This is a genomic window from Acinetobacter sp. AOR41_HL, from assembly GCF_027854645.1.
Classification (GTDB): Bacteria; Pseudomonadota; Gammaproteobacteria; order Pseudomonadales; family Moraxellaceae; genus Acinetobacter; species Acinetobacter nosocomialis.
In genome coordinates, this window is the sequence record NZ_JAKTHZ010000017.1 from 66,549 (window position 1) to 81,889 (window position 15,341).

The 15,341-nt window shown below is 37.3% G+C and carries 13 protein-coding genes; 7 read left to right on the forward strand and 6 right to left on the reverse strand.

Translation table 11 applies throughout. The features are described from left to right. The first annotated feature begins 45 nt into the window (after positions 1 to 45). Complete coding sequence (locus MKL35_RS04375) at positions 46 to 2,478, forward strand: DNA internalization-related competence protein ComEC/Rec2 (RefSeq protein ID WP_106479649.1); 2,433 nt, start codon at positions 46 to 48, stop codon at positions 2,476 to 2,478. Here MKL35_RS04375 and MKL35_RS04380 read toward each other — a convergent pair. Next, on the reverse strand, positions 2,431 to 3,414 hold the full coding sequence (locus MKL35_RS04380) for a lysophospholipid acyltransferase family protein (RefSeq protein WP_004707465.1): 984 nt from the start codon (positions 3,412 to 3,414) through the stop codon (positions 2,431 to 2,433). The two genes, MKL35_RS04375 and MKL35_RS04380, sit on opposite strands and share 48 nt — an antisense overlap. Positions 3,415 to 3,546: 132 nt before the next feature. On the opposite strand from MKL35_RS04380, the gene sppA reads away from it, so the two are divergent. Further along, positions 3,547 to 4,563, forward strand: a complete 1,017-nt coding sequence (sppA, locus tag MKL35_RS04385) for a signal peptide peptidase SppA (protein ID WP_002052797.1) — start codon at positions 3,547 to 3,549, stop codon at positions 4,561 to 4,563. Positions 4,564 to 4,582: 19 nt separating this feature from the next. After that, the gene (locus MKL35_RS04390; protein WP_002052584.1) at positions 4,583 to 5,392 is read left to right on the forward strand and encodes an alpha/beta fold hydrolase; all 810 of its coding nucleotides are present in this window, start codon (positions 4,583 to 4,585) and stop codon (positions 5,390 to 5,392) included. Positions 5,393 to 5,456: 64 nt separating this feature from the next. Here MKL35_RS04390 and purN read toward each other — a convergent pair whose 3' ends face one another. Further along, positions 5,457 to 6,086, reverse strand: a complete 630-nt coding sequence (gene purN / locus MKL35_RS04395) for a phosphoribosylglycinamide formyltransferase (protein ID WP_081404490.1) — start codon at positions 6,084 to 6,086, stop codon at positions 5,457 to 5,459. Continuing rightward, entirely contained in the window at positions 6,083 to 7,153 is a 1,071-nt protein-coding gene (gene purM, locus MKL35_RS04400; protein ID WP_000071984.1) for a phosphoribosylformylglycinamidine cyclo-ligase, read from the reverse strand. The genes purN and purM overlap by 4 nt, the downstream gene beginning before the upstream one ends. Positions 7,154 to 7,288: 135 nt before the next feature. Here purM and cxpE point away from each other — a divergent pair, with 135 nt between their 5' ends. The 4 genes from cxpE (at position 7,289) to MKL35_RS04420 (ending at position 13,824) form a co-directional block, all read left to right on the forward strand. Continuing rightward, positions 7,289 to 8,482 (forward strand): chloramphenicol efflux transporter CxpE, encoded by a 1,194-nt coding sequence (gene cxpE, locus MKL35_RS04405; RefSeq protein WP_002052735.1) that lies wholly within the window; start codon positions 7,289 to 7,291, stop codon positions 8,480 to 8,482. 20 nt (positions 8,483 to 8,502) lie between these two features. Then, positions 8,503 to 9,201, forward strand: coding sequence for a DnaA regulatory inactivator Hda (gene hda, locus MKL35_RS04410; protein ID WP_001249536.1), 699 nt, complete (start codon positions 8,503 to 8,505; stop codon positions 9,199 to 9,201). Positions 9,202 to 9,525: 324 nt separating this feature from the next. Next, positions 9,526 to 11,379: a rhombotarget A gene (rbtA, locus tag MKL35_RS04415; RefSeq protein WP_032011938.1), complete on the forward strand. Its 1,854-nt coding sequence runs from the start codon at positions 9,526 to 9,528 to the stop codon at positions 11,377 to 11,379. Between the two features lie 15 nt (positions 11,380 to 11,394). Further along, complete coding sequence (locus tag MKL35_RS04420; protein WP_032011936.1) at positions 11,395 to 13,824, forward strand: CSLREA domain-containing protein; 2,430 nt, start codon at positions 11,395 to 11,397, stop codon at positions 13,822 to 13,824. 81 nt (positions 13,825 to 13,905) lie between these two features. Here MKL35_RS04420 and MKL35_RS04425 read toward each other — a convergent pair whose 3' ends face one another. The 3 genes from MKL35_RS04425 to MKL35_RS04435 are packed head-to-tail and all read right to left on the reverse strand — an operon-like array spanning position 13,906 to position 15,209. Beyond that, a complete protein-coding gene (locus tag MKL35_RS04425; protein ID WP_002052406.1) occupies positions 13,906 to 14,295 on the reverse strand; it encodes a DUF3106 domain-containing protein in 390 nt (129 codons plus the stop codon). After that, complete coding sequence (locus tag MKL35_RS04430) at positions 14,285 to 14,605, reverse strand: hypothetical protein (RefSeq protein WP_002052599.1); 321 nt, start codon at positions 14,603 to 14,605, stop codon at positions 14,285 to 14,287. Before MKL35_RS04430 ends, MKL35_RS04425 begins: the two co-directional genes overlap by 11 nt. Continuing rightward, entirely contained in the window at positions 14,595 to 15,209 is a 615-nt protein-coding gene (locus tag MKL35_RS04435; protein ID WP_000362317.1) for an RNA polymerase sigma factor, read from the reverse strand. The genes MKL35_RS04430 and MKL35_RS04435 overlap by 11 nt, the downstream gene beginning before the upstream one ends. Positions 15,210 to 15,341: the final 132 nt, after the last annotated feature.

Consider the following 15,341-nt stretch of genomic DNA (forward strand, 5'->3'; position numbering starts at 1 on the left):
TTGGGCTTTAATTTTGCCCCTAAAATGATAATCACAAGATTTTAAATGCTTAAAATTATTTTATTGGGGTGGGTTGGTGGTATTGCATTGATGGGCATTAATTTACCTTTAATTATGCAATATGGAAAAGTAGGCAAAGCTCTGCTGTTGCTTGCTTTTCTTTTCTATCTTTTTAAACGCTCAGTATTCGTTAGCCGACCATTTTTAAAGGCAATGTATTCTTTGTTATGTGCAGCCAGCCTTTTTGTTGTGGGGTATCAATATGCCGAGAATGCGTTGGTCGAACGCTTACAACAAAGAGAAATGGATTCAAAAAATCTCGATATTATTGTTTATATAAATCAACTAAGTGAAGAAAAAGACAATAAAGTTCAACAAAATGCTCAAGTATTAAACCTATCTAAAGATCCGGTAAATTGGCTACTGTATTTAAAAAATGATAATCAAAGTATATTGAAGAGCAATCAAGAACTTCAATTAGGCCATTACTATCGACTATCTGGAAAAACAAAACCTGCTCATAGTTACGCCACAGCAGGAGCTTTTGATCAGGAAAAGTGGTTTATTCAGCGAAATATAATGTCTGGTTTTATTGTTCAGTATATTGAGCCTTTAAGCCTTGATCAAATTTATCGATTGGGATATCAACAGCATTCAAGAGAACAGCAGTCCTTTTTTAATAGATTTCAAATAAATATAGAAAAGCTGCGCTTAACTTTTAGACATCTATTGGAAAATTCTTCACTACAACAAAAAGGACTAATTTTAGCTTTGCTGACTGGTGATGAAAGCCTTTTATCAGATGAGACCCAAATACAATTTAAACAATTGGGAATTGCTCACTTGTTAGCGATTTCAGGGCCACATGTACTTATTTTTGCCATCATGTTGTCTTGGTTCTGTCATCAAGTCATCTGCCGTTATTATCCTCAAATTTACTTATGGAAACCCAAACAAGTTTTGATGGCTATACCATGCTGTTTCGGTGTTTTAATTTATACAGCTTTTGTGGGTTTCGAAATTCCTGCATTACGGACATTGTTGTCAGTCTTTATATTTATTTCTTTTATAGTATTAAAACAACCTCTTAAACCATTTGCGTTGCTCGTATACAGCGCAAGTTTATTATTACTCATGGACCCGTTTAGTGTCTTGTCTGCAGGTTTTTGGTTGTCTTATGGGGCATGCTTTATTTTATTAAGAATTTATCAAACTATAGTTCAAATACCTGATCAACATTTTTTAAGCTTACGCTCGAAAATGATTTTTATGACTAAGGTGTTAATTGAGTCTCAAGGCAAAATCTTTATTGCATTGAGTCCTTTAACCTTACTTTTCTTTCAACAAATTTCTTGGATTGCTCCATTAACCAATATTGTTGCGGTGCCTATCGTTGGTGGGATTATTGTTCCTTTAAATATTCTGGCTGCTTGTACATGGTTTATTGTCAAACCATTTGGAAACATGCTTTTTTATTTCAATGATATCTTGCTCAGTATATTGCTGAGTTGTTTAGGCTTATTAGAAAAACTGTCTTTACCACTACAAGGTATAAGCTTGACGCCACTGGCTTTATTCGCAGTGAGTTTAGGCATCCTTATTTTATTTTTGCCTAAAGGCATTTTGCCAAAAACATGGGGAATGCTCTGTTGTTTACCTCTCATTGTTGTGAATAAAACGAACCAACCAATTCAACTTCATATTTTAGATGTTGGGCAGGGGCAGGCTATTTTCTTGCAGCAGCCTGAACAAAACTGGCTAATTGATACAGGTGGTTCTTATGATGAAAAGATCTTTAGTATTGGTCAAAATGTTGTAGTTCCATTCTTACGCCAACAAGGAGTGAAGCGATTAGATCGTGTTGTGCTCTCTCATCTTGATCAAGATCATAGTGGGGCTTTTCCTTTCATTCAGCAGGAGATTCCTATAAAGCAGGTTCTCTCAAATGAGCAATCTTCCACTACTCTAAAGCAGCCATTTCAGTATTGTCATCAAGGTCAACAATGGCAATATCCTGAGTTAGATATTCAAATTTTATGGCCTAAAGAAAAAGATTTGGCTTTTGTCCATTCTGAACAGAATCAATATTCCTGTGTGGTATATCTGCATTTTAAAGGAATTAGTGATTACCAAAATTTTCTGATTATGGGAGACGCTGGATGGGAGGCAGAATACGAATTGTTAGAAGACTATCCAAGTTTAAAAGTAGATGTTTTGGTATTAGGCCATCATGGAAGCAAGCACAGTTCGGCTTATGATTTTTTAGCAACCCTAAAACCAAAACTGGCAATTGCATCGGCAGGGTTTGATAACCGTTATGGCCATCCAAGCCAAGAGGTTATCAATCGTTTAAAAGCCCTTCATATCCCGCTTAAAAGTACAGTAGAGCAAGGAACGTTAAGTTTTGTTTTGGAAAACCAAAAAATAGTTTTACACAACCGACGTTTTGAGCGCCTCTGGTTGCGTAGAGTTCCCTAAAGCTTCAGCCTTGAGCCTATTCACGGTTTTAATCGCTTCTGCAGGGTCAATATTATAAACATTGTCTAAAGCTGGGTTTGCTTTAAAGCGTTTATAGCTCCAGTGATAGTGTTCTGGATATTTATGGATGAGTTGCTCAATTGCCTGATGGATGACATAAGTACCATCGTCTGCAGTTCCTTCATAGATCTTCTCATCCATTGGTTCGATATGCATGGTAAAACCATCATTTTCATTACGGATCGCATAAAGGAATAAAGCTTTTGCCTTAGTCTTCTGGATGAGTTTTGCACTTAAATTACTTGAAGCAAGTGGCACACCAAAATAGTTCACCATATCTCCCCCAATGTTCGGAGTATGATCTGGCAAAATTACTGTAGTTTCACCTTGTTTGAGTGCTTTAAAAATTTGTCTTACACCAGTTTCATCGGTCGGGACTAGATTTGCTTGTTCACGACTGCGAGCTTCTCGTACAAAACGGTCAGCATCATCATTTTTCACTGGTTTATATAAAATAGTCATTGCTGTGAACTGAGCACACCATGCATTCATGACTTCCCAAGTGCCAAAATGAGGAACAATGAGTACAACACCTTTTTTTGCTGCTAAAGCATCGTGAAAGTATTGTTCGCCTTCTATCCGATGGATACGAGCAATATTCTCTTCATTAGATGAACCCCAGATACTTAAAAACTCGAAATATGAGGTTAATTCATTACGTACAGCTTTTTCTGTAATTGCTATACGTTGCTGTGGTGTTAAGTGGGGCAGTGCAATTCTTAAGTTAAGCTCTATACTTTTTGAAGTTTTAGTAATTTTTAAAGTATTTACAAGGCCAGCCAATAGACGAGCAATAGAACGCCCAAATTGAATAGGTAGTCGGCTAAATGTTTTGAGTAATTGATAGTTCATGCTTTTTGAATCTGGTCTGGTCATCTATAGCAGTAAGGAGGAAACAACAAGTAAAAAAAGACAAAAATATTATAAATGAAATCATATTATTTAGACAGTTTTTATCAAATCAACGTATATAATGACATCATTTCGATTGATTTGGATTGGAATTTTATGTCCGATTGGCCACCAAAACCACAAAATGAACCTATAACCTCTAAACAGAACGGACCGGAATGGCAAATCCTTGAGAAAGCTGTGCTGGCTTCTGTAGAAGAACAACGCCGTAGTCGTCGCTGGGGTATATTCTTTAAAACACTTACTTTTATTTATCTATTGTTCATTGTTGTGTTAATGGGCAAAGGTTGTTCGACCAGCAAAGAAGGCTCAGCAGCAAGTAGTAGCAGTGCTCATCTGGCTGTGGTTGATATTGTTGGAACCATTGATGCTTCAAGCAATCAAGCAGTAAATAGTGAAGATACGAATAAAGCGCTTAAACGCGCCTTTGAAGCTTCAAATAGCAAAGCAATTGCACTTAATATTAATTCTCCTGGCGGTTCTCCTGTTCAGTCGGATGAAATTTGGCAAGAAATTCGCTATTTGAAAAAAGAACATCCTGACAAGAAAGTCTATGCAGTGATTGGCGATATGGGTGCTTCAGGTGCTTATTATATTGCTTCTGCGGCTGATGAAATTATTGTGAATCCATCAAGTTTGGTAGGCTCAATTGGTGTCATTATGCCGAACTATGGCATTACTGGTTTAGCTCAAAAACTTGGAATTGAAGACCGTACTTTGACAGCGGGCACCAATAAAGACATTTTAAGTATGACAAAACCGATTAATCCTGTACAACGAGAGCATATTCAATCTGTACTCGATAATGTCCATACTCATTTTATTAATGCAGTGAAAGAAGGACGCGGGAAACGCTTAAAATCAAATGATCCTGCTATTTTCTCAGGTCTTTTCTGGACTGGCGAGCAAGCAATCCAGTTGGGTGTCGCTGACCGCTCAGGTAACATTACGAGCTTGATGCGTGAACTGAAGCTTGATAATAAAGTTGACTACACAATTGAACGTAATCCACTGCAATCTATTTTAGGTCGAATGGGAGCAGAAATGGGTAAAGGTTTAAGTGAGTCAGTTGCTCAACGTTTACAGACGAGCCAAGACGCAAAGCTACAATAATTTAAATCAGGATAACGGTATGTCAGTAAAACCGGTTATACACTTTGCGCATGCCAATGGCGTGCCGTCTAAGGTGTATCAAAAGTTGTTTGATCAATTAAAAGATGAGTATGACGTAATTTATGTTCCACTCATTGGACCTGACAAACGTTATCCGATTACCAATCACTGGCCTTTTTTGGTTGATCAGGTGATTGATAGTATTGTACGCCAAGCGAAGGGGCGCAAGGTGATTGGACTTGGTCATTCGTTAGGTTCAGTTTTAACCTTAATGGCATCTTTTAAACGCCCTGAGCTTTTTTCACAAGTAATTATGCTAGATCCGCCTCTTATTTTGGGTCGATACTCTTTTGCTTTTCATATGGCAAAATTATTTAAACCTAAAATAGTCGATGACATGACACCTGCGGGTTTATCTGCACGTCGTCGTGAGCATTGGGAGTCTCGTGAGCAAGCCGCTGCATTGTTACGTCCAAAAGGTTTTTATAAAGACTTTGATGAAGACTGCTTTCAAGCCTATATTGACTATGCTTTAAAAGAAGATCCAGTTCGTGGCGGTGTTACTTTAACTATTTCTCGTGAAGATGAAGTTGCGATATTCCGTAAAAATCCTTCTTGGTGGTGGCTACCTATGCCAAAACCGAAAATGCCTGTACATCTAGTCGTGGGTAAAGAGAGTGCCTTCTTAAAAAGAGGTTTTCCTCAAATGGCAAAGCGTAAAATGGGAATTCCATTTAGTGTGGTTGAAGGAGGGCATATGTTCCCTCTAGAGCATCCAATTGATACAGTGAATTATATTAAGAAGCTTATTCATAGCAATTCACGCTAATAAGACTTTTATAAAAAAAGGACATGCATGCATGTCCTTTTTTTACTTACGTTGAGCAAATCTTTTACCAAGATGCAAAACGAATAGGGTGTTCAAGAATTTGATTACGGAAATAGGCTTGTCCATCTTTCCATGTCAGCTGGCCATTACATAACCATTCTGCAACTTGAGGATAAATAAAATGCTCAAGTTTATGTACACGTTCTGCCAAAGAAGCAACATTGTCATGTTCTTTGACTTCAATTGCAGATTGAGCAATTGCTTGACCAGCATCAAGTTCAGAAGTTACAAAGTGAACTGTACAACCATGCAATCGATCGCCCGTATTTAATACACGCTGATGTGTATTAACACCTTTATAAGCAGGTAATAGCGAAGGATGGATATTGAGCATTTTACCTTGCCATTTATCGACAAAGTTTGCAGTTAAAATACGCATGAAGCCAGCTAAAATAACGATATCAGCTTGCCATGCCATAAGTTGCTGATGCATCGCTTCATCAAAATCGGCACGACTAGGAAAGTCTTTATGCGAAATTACCGCTGTTGTGATATTGGCATTTTGAGCACGCTCTAGGGCATAAGCATCGGCTTTATTGGACAATACACCTACAATTTGCCCTGATAGACGTGCATCTATCAAGGCTTGTAAGTTACTGCCGTTCCCAGAGACTAGAACAGCAATTTTCATCATTCAAAGATCACACGAATTTTTTCGTCTGCACCTTCCACTGATTCAGCATTTTCTTGGATATGTCCGATTTTCCAAGCTTTTTCACCTTGAGCATTAAGTACTTCAATTGCTTTTTCTGCATCATTTGCGTCAACTGCAATCACCATACCTACACCACAGTTAAAGGTACGGTACATTTCAAAACGTTCTACATTACCTTCACGTTGTAGAAGTTTGAATAATTCTGGCCATTCCCAAGAAGCTTCATTAATGACAGCTTGAGCACCATTTGGTAATACACGCGGTAAGTTACCAGGTAAACCGCCACCAGTGATGTGTGCCATAGCATGCACATCAACTTGTTTGCAAAGCTCAAGAACTGGTTTTACATAAATACGTGTTGGTTCCATTGCGACATCTGCAAGAGGACGGCCATCAATCACTTGAGTTAAGTCTACATTCTTAACATCTAGGATTTTACGTAGTAATGAATAACCATTTGAGTGAGCACCACTTGATGCAACACCAATAAGTACATCACCAGATTTTACTTTAGAGCCATCAATAATTTTGCTTTGCTCAACAACACCCACTGCAAAACCAGCAAGATCGTAATCTTCACCTTCATACATACCAGGCATTTCAGCTGTTTCACCACCTACAAGTGCACAACCTGCAAGTTCACAACCTTTACCGATACCAGTAACTACGTTTGCAGCTACGTCTACATTTAAGTGACCAGTTGCATAATAGTCGAGGAAGAATAATGGTTCTGCACCACAAACCAAAAGATCGTTAACACACATAGCGACAAGATCTTGGCCGATTGTGTCATGACGATTAAGGTTAAGTGCTAAACGTAATTTAGTACCTACACCGTCAGTTCCAGAAACCAAAACAGGTTCTTCGTAACCTTTAGGAATTTTGCATAGTGCACCAAAGCCACCAAGTCCGCCCATTACTTCTGGACGAGTTGTACGTTTAGCGACTGACTTGATACGATCGACCAGTGCGTCGCCCGCTTCAATGTCAACACCCGCATCTTTGTAGCTTAAACCGGTATTTGGGGTAGAAGTTGAGTTGCTCATAAATGAAGTCTCCGCATTGGCGGCAGATTATAACCTGAATATACGAAACTCTTATGTTATTTATGCTCGAAAATGCTATCTTTAATAAAAATATTTTTCCATTTATAACGATTAAATCAAAAAAGGCTAGATTTTATGCAAGATCGTATACTGCGCCGTATTTTCTTACTCGCAGGTATTGTATTGCTGGTATGGGTATTATACTTGCTCAAGCCTGTGGTCATTCCATTTCTTGGTGCTTTTTTCCTGGCTTATTTATTCAGTCCACTTGTCGATGTTCTAGTAAAAATTAAGCTCCCTCGTTGGTTGGCAATTAGCATCGTTTTTATCGGTATCGGTGTAACTTTAACTGTTGCATTATGGTATTTGGTTCCACTCATCTGGAAACAACTTGTTTATGCTCGAGATAGTATCCCTGCTGGAATTCATTGGATTAATGCAGAGCTACTGCCTTGGATTTCTTCGACCTTCCATGTACAACAAATGGAAATCGATACCGATCAAATGTCCAAAGCGGTTATGGATTATGTCCAGACCAATTACAGTGCCGATAGCATTCAGGCTGTTTTATTAAAGCTTGCACAATCAGGTCTGAATTTTATTCAGATTGGTGGAACACTCGTTTTAATTCCAATTATCGCTTTTTATTTTTTATTAGACTGGGACCGTATGTTGCAGAACTTACGTCGTCTCATCCCACGACCATATGAAGCCACTACCTTACAAATCGTTCGTGAATGCCATAGTGTTTTAGGAGCATTTGTTAAAGGTCAGTTCCTCGTTATGCTTTTGCTCGGTGTGGTCTATGCGGTAGGTCTACAATTAATTGGGTTAGAGGTTGGACTTATTATTGGTATGGTGGCAGGCCTTGCCAGTATTATTCCTTATTTGGGATTTGCAGTCGGCATTATTGCAGCCATTATTGCAAGTCTATTTCAGTTTGGAATGGACTGGACTCACTTGTTACTCGTTGGTGTGGTTTTTATGATTGGTCAAGCTGTAGAAGGCTATATTCTACAACCATTCCTACTCGGTGATAAAATTGGTCTTTCACCAGTTGCTGTTGTATTTGCTGTTTTGGCAGGCGCGCAACTTGCTGGTTTCTTAGGAATGCTCATCGCATTACCAGTGGCTGCGGTCATTGTTGTGCTCTTAAAGCACTTAAGGGATAACTATGAAAAGAGTAGCCTTTATGGTGCGTATTCGGAATTATTTGTGCAAGAGGGTAATATTCAGCAAATTCATGTAGAAACTGAAAATACTAAACTTGATCTTGAAGTTAAAACACAGCAAGATACAGATACACCAAATCTTTCAGATCAGAAATAATTTCAAGGCCAATTCATTATATGCGTCAACTCCAACTGGATATAGAACCTCAACTTGATGCCCGAATCAGTGATTTTTCGGGACCAGGTTGGGGGCATGTAGTCGATGCAGTGCGTCAACTACATGCAGGTCTAGTCAATAGATTTTATATCTATGGTGGAGCTGGAACAGGTAAGAGTCATTTGCTTTCAGCGATTTGTGATTCTTATTTAGAAGTAGGCAAGTCAGCAATAAAAGTTTCACTGTTGGAACTGCTTGATGCTCCCATTGAGGCAATTACTTGTTTAGAGCATTATGATTTAGTTGCTTTAGATGATATTGAATCTATTAGTGGCGTGCCGCACTGGCAAAAAGCTGTGTTTCATTTAATGAATAACCATGAAGGACAACTTGTATTTTCTTCACGTGTTGCACCGATTGAATTAAAACTCGAGTTACCAGACTTACAATCACGTCTTACCCAAGCGGTCAGTGTAAAAGTGCCAAGTGGAAGTTTATATGCAGACCGTTATGCTTTAGTCACTTCCGTTATGGCTAGACGTGGTATCCATTTCGATCAGCAGATTGTCGACTATTTACTTTTACATGGGCCGCATCAAGCTTCTGTTTTATTACAAACCGTAGCACAGTTAGAAAAACTTCTTAAAGGTGAGAAGACTAAGCTTTCAAATGCAACGTTAAGACAAATTTATGCTTTAATTGATGAGTACCAACAATAAATTGTTTCATACATCTCGTTATTTCTTTGGTTGGGGTGAACTTGGTTTTTTTGCTAAAAAAATAATGAACTATTAAATACTTATGCTTTTAACTTTAAAGTGTATTGTTAAATTTTTTCCTAAGAAAATTTTCATATATCAATAGATGCTTAAATAACCAAATATTTATAAAGTTATATGAACAAAATGACCGGATAGGCCGATCAAAATATCTTGAGAAATTCTGATTCCTGTGACAAAGTACGCACAAAGGATGCGATTGCAAAAGTGGACACTTTGCAATATTGACAAAGAAAAATGAAAAAAATAGGTAAGGAGAAGGGTATGCTCAAACGGAGCATTGCTTTTGCATTATTGGCTGCTGCTGGGCACGCTTATTCTGCTGATATTCAAGTGACAAGTTTAGCTGATGAAGATAAAGATGATACGGTATGTACGCTTAGGGAGGCTGTACAGTTCCTAAATTATCGTGGCTCATCTAATGCAGCTGACGTTGAAAAATATGCAAATGGTTATCATGGTTGTGGAAATAAAGATGCTTCATCAAATATTATTTTACAGCGCGATCAAGAATATAGCTTAAATAGCAGAATAACGATTACAGCTCCCCTTACAATTAGTACAGCAAAAAATGATTCTACATTAGTTGATACTGATCAGCCTGGTTCTCATAATGCAACTATCAAAATGGTCGGTACAGATCAATTATTTAAAATTGATGATGGTAGCGTTGAAAAAGCATCTTTTGCTGTGACCTTAAGTGATCTTAACTTACAAGGTGCAGGCGTAAACTCTAATGTTTTAACAGGTGGTTTAATTTTAAACCATGAAAAATTGACTATTCAAAACTCTCGATTGATTGGTGGATATGCCAATCAGGGCGGGGCGATTTACAATCAAGGATTGTTATCGAAAACAGGTCAAACAGCTGGCTTTGTAACTATCATAAATAGTTTGATTCAAAACAATAAAGCAACCCAAGGCGGCGTCATTTACAGCGAACAGCCTTTATATTTAGTGACCCAATCTGTAGTCCGAGATAATGAAGTTTCTTCTGCAGATGGTGCCTTATTTTATGGCGCAACAAAATTTGATGATGAAAGTACTGGTGGATACTTAAATGTACGTGCCATAGGCTTTAGTAATAGTACCTTTTTCCATAATAAAGTTGGTTTTATTGCAAACATTAAAGATGGAATGTTTGTTAATAATATTACAATGATTAAAAATGCAGCAGGTTTATTTTTAGATGCTCCTCAAGGAAATGCTTCTGTTTCTAACAGTATTTTAGTCGGTAATGGTGTTAACTGTACTCCAAATACAAATGATCAAACTGTTGTCCAAAGCAACTTAGTGACCACTGATTGTAATCGCAATGCTTCTGCAAAGCTGCCTAATATACTTTTGCCTACGAGTGAAAAGTTAATTGCTGGTGATAGTGATGAAGGCATATGTGATGTAACTGCTAAAGACGGCTTGTTATGTCCATTTAACACACCAAAAGATAGTTTCCTTGGCTTTTTTAAACCACGATTACTTGAGAGCTATAACACTTTAGCTGACTCCTTAATTATTAATAAAGGACGTTTATATAGTGATGGCTCATCAATTGGTTTAGCGAGTTGTGAGAAACTTGATCAACGTGGAAAAAACCGTAGTGGTTATGATGAGTTATGTGATTTAGGGGCAATTGAATATATTTTAAATAATGAAATCGCAACAGTAGGGCAAGATATTAAATATGGACAAGTTGCAAAATTTAATATTTTAAATTCTTTAAGTGAAGCAGATTTGGTCACACCAGCTACATGTAAGCGTTTATTTGGTGACCGTCCAGATGGAAAAGAATGGCAACCAGGTTGTCTAAAAATAAAACAAAGTACTGATACACCAGTCTCTAAAGGTAGTGTAACCATAGACCAAAATGGAAACGTGGTTTATACGCCAAATGGAAACTGGCATGGTGCGGACATTTTTAGTATTCAAGTCGTTACGAGTGTATCAAGATTTAATGATGGAACCGATTTCCAATATGTCTCGATTCCAGCAACCGTAGTCCAAGAACCTGTATCTGGTATTGAAGATAAGTCTGTTAGTACCGGTGGTGGGGGAAGTGTCGGTGGTGGATTAATTTTAGGATTATTCGGATTAATTGCATTGCGCCGTTTCAAGTCATAATCAGGGATGAGGACTATGAAAAATTATAAAAAAGCAGTATTAGCATTAGCTGTGCTAGCGGCTATGCCACTTTTTGCTGATACAGCAAATCAAAGAATCGAAGTAACAACTTTTGCAGATGAAGATGGTGAAAACCCTAATGCATGTTCGTTAAGGGAAGCGATAAAAGTTGCTGAAACACGAAGATCTGATTATGGATGTACAGTCTATAACACTTCTAAAAGTCAGGTAATCCAATTAAAAGCAGGAACTTATACATTAAACAAAGAATTGGTTCCAAATGCAGATATTGCGATTTATGGATATGGTGAAAAAGATCAAGATAAAAATTGGGCAGAAAAAAGTGTTTTAACCAATGATTATCCAGCATTACAACCGTTACAGACGAGAATTAATGCTGCTGGTAAGTCACGTATCTTTAATACAGCGGTAAATAAACAACCTTTATTTCTTCAAAATATTATTTTGGAAAATGGTTCAGCACAAGACTTTGGTGGTGCTATTTATGCAGGTGGTAATATTACCTTATTAAATAGTCAAATCTTGAACTCACAAGCATCTAAAGGTGGTGCTATTTTCCTCGGTGGCGATAATGTTAATTTATCTGCAACTCACTCTTTGATTCAGGGTAATAATGCAACATCTGGAAGTGTACTTTCAATGAGTTGTTGGAATGGCACAGCCTATACAAAACGGGAAGTAACATTTACCTCCTCTAGTATTATGAGTAATGGTTCAAATAGTTCTAATAATACTTTTGAGTTTTGCGGAGAGCCGAAAGCAACCTTTACAATTAATACAATAGCTAAAAATATTGCAAATACAGTAAATGGTAGCATTTTGAAATTTACTGGTGATGCTACTCCTAACGGTACTCCTAATCCTTCAACCATACTTAGCGCTAACAGTAGTTTAACCTTAAAAAATAATACTATTGTTGAAAATAATGCTTATACCACGTTCTTATATGACACATTAGGAAGTAAAGAATTAAGATTTAATTTAATCGGTTATAACCCGGGAACCTATGCCTGTCATTATTTTATAGGGCCAGCCACTGATTTAAAAAATGCTGGTTTCATCCTATCTTTTAACGCATTAAATTTGACGAATGATGCTGGAAAATGTGATCTACCAACGGAAGCTCTTACGTCTACACATCGAACTGTTGATATAGCAGGCCAGTCTTTTGACTCATTATTAGAACCTTTACATTCAGCTGGGCCAGAGACTGGTTTTTTACCAATTTATTATCCTAAAAATAATATAGGTGGTAAGAATCTAGTAGATGTAGACCCAGAGGGTAAAGACTCATGTACTTCTATCGACCAGCGCGGACTTTCACGCCTTGCCGATAGTAAATTATATTATCAACCAAATGGTCGTAATAGCTGTGATATTGGTTCGATTGAACTAATGAAACTGACCGCTGGAGATATAAAAGGTTTAGGTAATACGTCACTTACAGATCTGCTTGCAAAATATCAATCTCAATATGATACGGTTCAGAAGAATATCTTGAATCCAGATTATGCATATTTATTAAATGTATTAAAAATCGATTCAGCAAATTACAAGAACCTTCTTGATCAAACTAAAGCAAATGCAAAATATCGAGCAATTTATATCGACTTAAAGGCAAATGGTTTACCTTTACCAAATGAAGATAGTAGTCACTTATTAAAGTTCTTTAATACATCTGATTATAATATTAATCTTGAAACTGTCGGTACAGGATTGATCGACGATAAAGTTACAAACATTAAAAAGGATGATGGACTTTTTTGTGAATGGAATGATGCTTTACAGCAAATTATATTCTATCGTTCAGATGATATTATTACCCAAGCAGGTGATTATAACTATTGTAAATATACAATTAGCAGTAAAGATGGCACTACTCAATCATCTGGATTATTAGAAGCCCGATTTGATAATATCCCACCAGTTGCTGGTGATGGAACTGTAACTTTTAAATATTTAGCAAATGAAGTCATTCCTTTGAATTTATTACAGTATGCGAATGATGATGGAGATGGTCCTACAAGTACACTTAAGACAAAGCCAAATAAACCTAAATTTTGGGTGAATGATCAGGGTGTAGAGTTACCGATTTATATACCAAGTAAAACTTCAAAGGATGGTATTTTCAAGGTAGTCAAAGCAGATCGAGAAGGGCCATGTCCTAAAGATGATAGCGGTAATACTTGCTATGGTGGTAACATCTATATTCAAGCGAGTAACGTATTTAACACCTTCAATGATACATTGACTTACTATGTTTATGATGCAGATGGAACTATTTCAGCTAAAGCAGGAACGATTAATTTAGTAAGTACAGCAACTACAACAGATGATTCTCGAAGTGGAGGTGGAGGAAGTATTGGAATTTTCTCTCTTGCTTCCTTACTAAGTTTAATTGCCTATAGACGTTACCGTAAATAAGCATAAATAAAAAAGCCTCCATAGGAGGCTTTTTTATTACTTGTTAGATTTTTGAATGGCACATTATTAAAAAAACAGTTTTTAGTGCTCTAAATATTTGTTGATATATTCTTCACGTATAGCGGTTCTTTCATCAGCACTTGCTTTGAGCATGCGTTGACGTAAATCATTACGTTCTTGTGTACTCATTTTTTGCCAAGCTTCACGCATTTTCTGTTTTTCTGCATCTGGAAGTTGGTTGAACCAATCCATACGTTGTTGCAGATTAGCGCTTTGGTTTGCTGGTAATTCTTTTAAGCTTTGATAGCGTTTAATTACTGCTCGTTGTTCTTCTTCAGACAAAGCATTCCAAGTATCATCTACTTGAGTATTGGCATCTTTAGAAAAAATCCAGAAACGTTCAAAACCCGCAAAACTGGTTTGCAGGAAACTTAATGAACAAAGGATAAGTGCTAACTTTTTAGCTACCATGTTGAACTTTATCCTCACCCAACACCATCAGCATTTCTAAATCTTCCACCATTTGGGGTGATAATTTAGGATTTACAACCACTTGATTTTGTGGCTTATCCATCATATCTACCGAATTAGGCAAAATAACAAAACCAGTAATTGCTGCTGCAAGTGCAAAACCAGTCATTTTCCAGACACTATAAAAAGAGGCTGGTTTTTGCTGGATATGGTCAAGCACATGATTCATCACCACTGTTTTATTTTTATGGTGATGGGCCAAACTATCGAGTTTAGACGTCACCTTTTTAGTGAAATCATCATGATTCATTAGAACCTCCCATGGGATTTAAATGCGCTAAGTACTCTCTAAGTCCCTGAATTGCTCGATGATAATGGGTTTTTACACTACCTTCAGTACAGTTCATAATTTGCGCTGTGGTGTGGGTATCGAAACCTTCCCAAGCACGTAACATGAAAGCTTGTTGTTGACGAACAGGTAGTTTTGCAATCGCTTCCTGAATTTCTTCTATGGTCACTGCTTGATCTAGAAAATCTGCTGGATTGATTGCTTTTTCATCGACAATATCAATGATTTCTTCATCATCATTGTCTAGACTAACTTTTTTGAAGAATGAAAATGGATTTGCTCGACGAGCTTCTTTGCGGCGCCAATCCTGAAGTTTGTTGTTTAGAATGGTATAAAACAGCGGATACCATTCTTCAGTACTTCGATCGGCGTAAGACTTGTGTAAAGCAATAAATGCTTCTTGAACCAAGTCCATGGCAATGCCCTGTTGACCTTGGGTAGCACTTTCCATCATCACTAAAGCACGTCCAGTAACATCTTGCATAAAAACCTTTAGGCGTTGTTCAGCCGTGCTGGCATGAACACTAGATGCTTCCGATCGAGACTTTTTCGGTGCTAAATCCATGGAGATGGAAAATCCTGTCATTGGACGTACCCACCTTATCTTCAATATATCTCTTATATAACGTTGAAAAGAGGTGGGAGGTTGACAACAATCGGCTATTTTTTAGTAGTGTAAATGATTTTTTTCACAAAT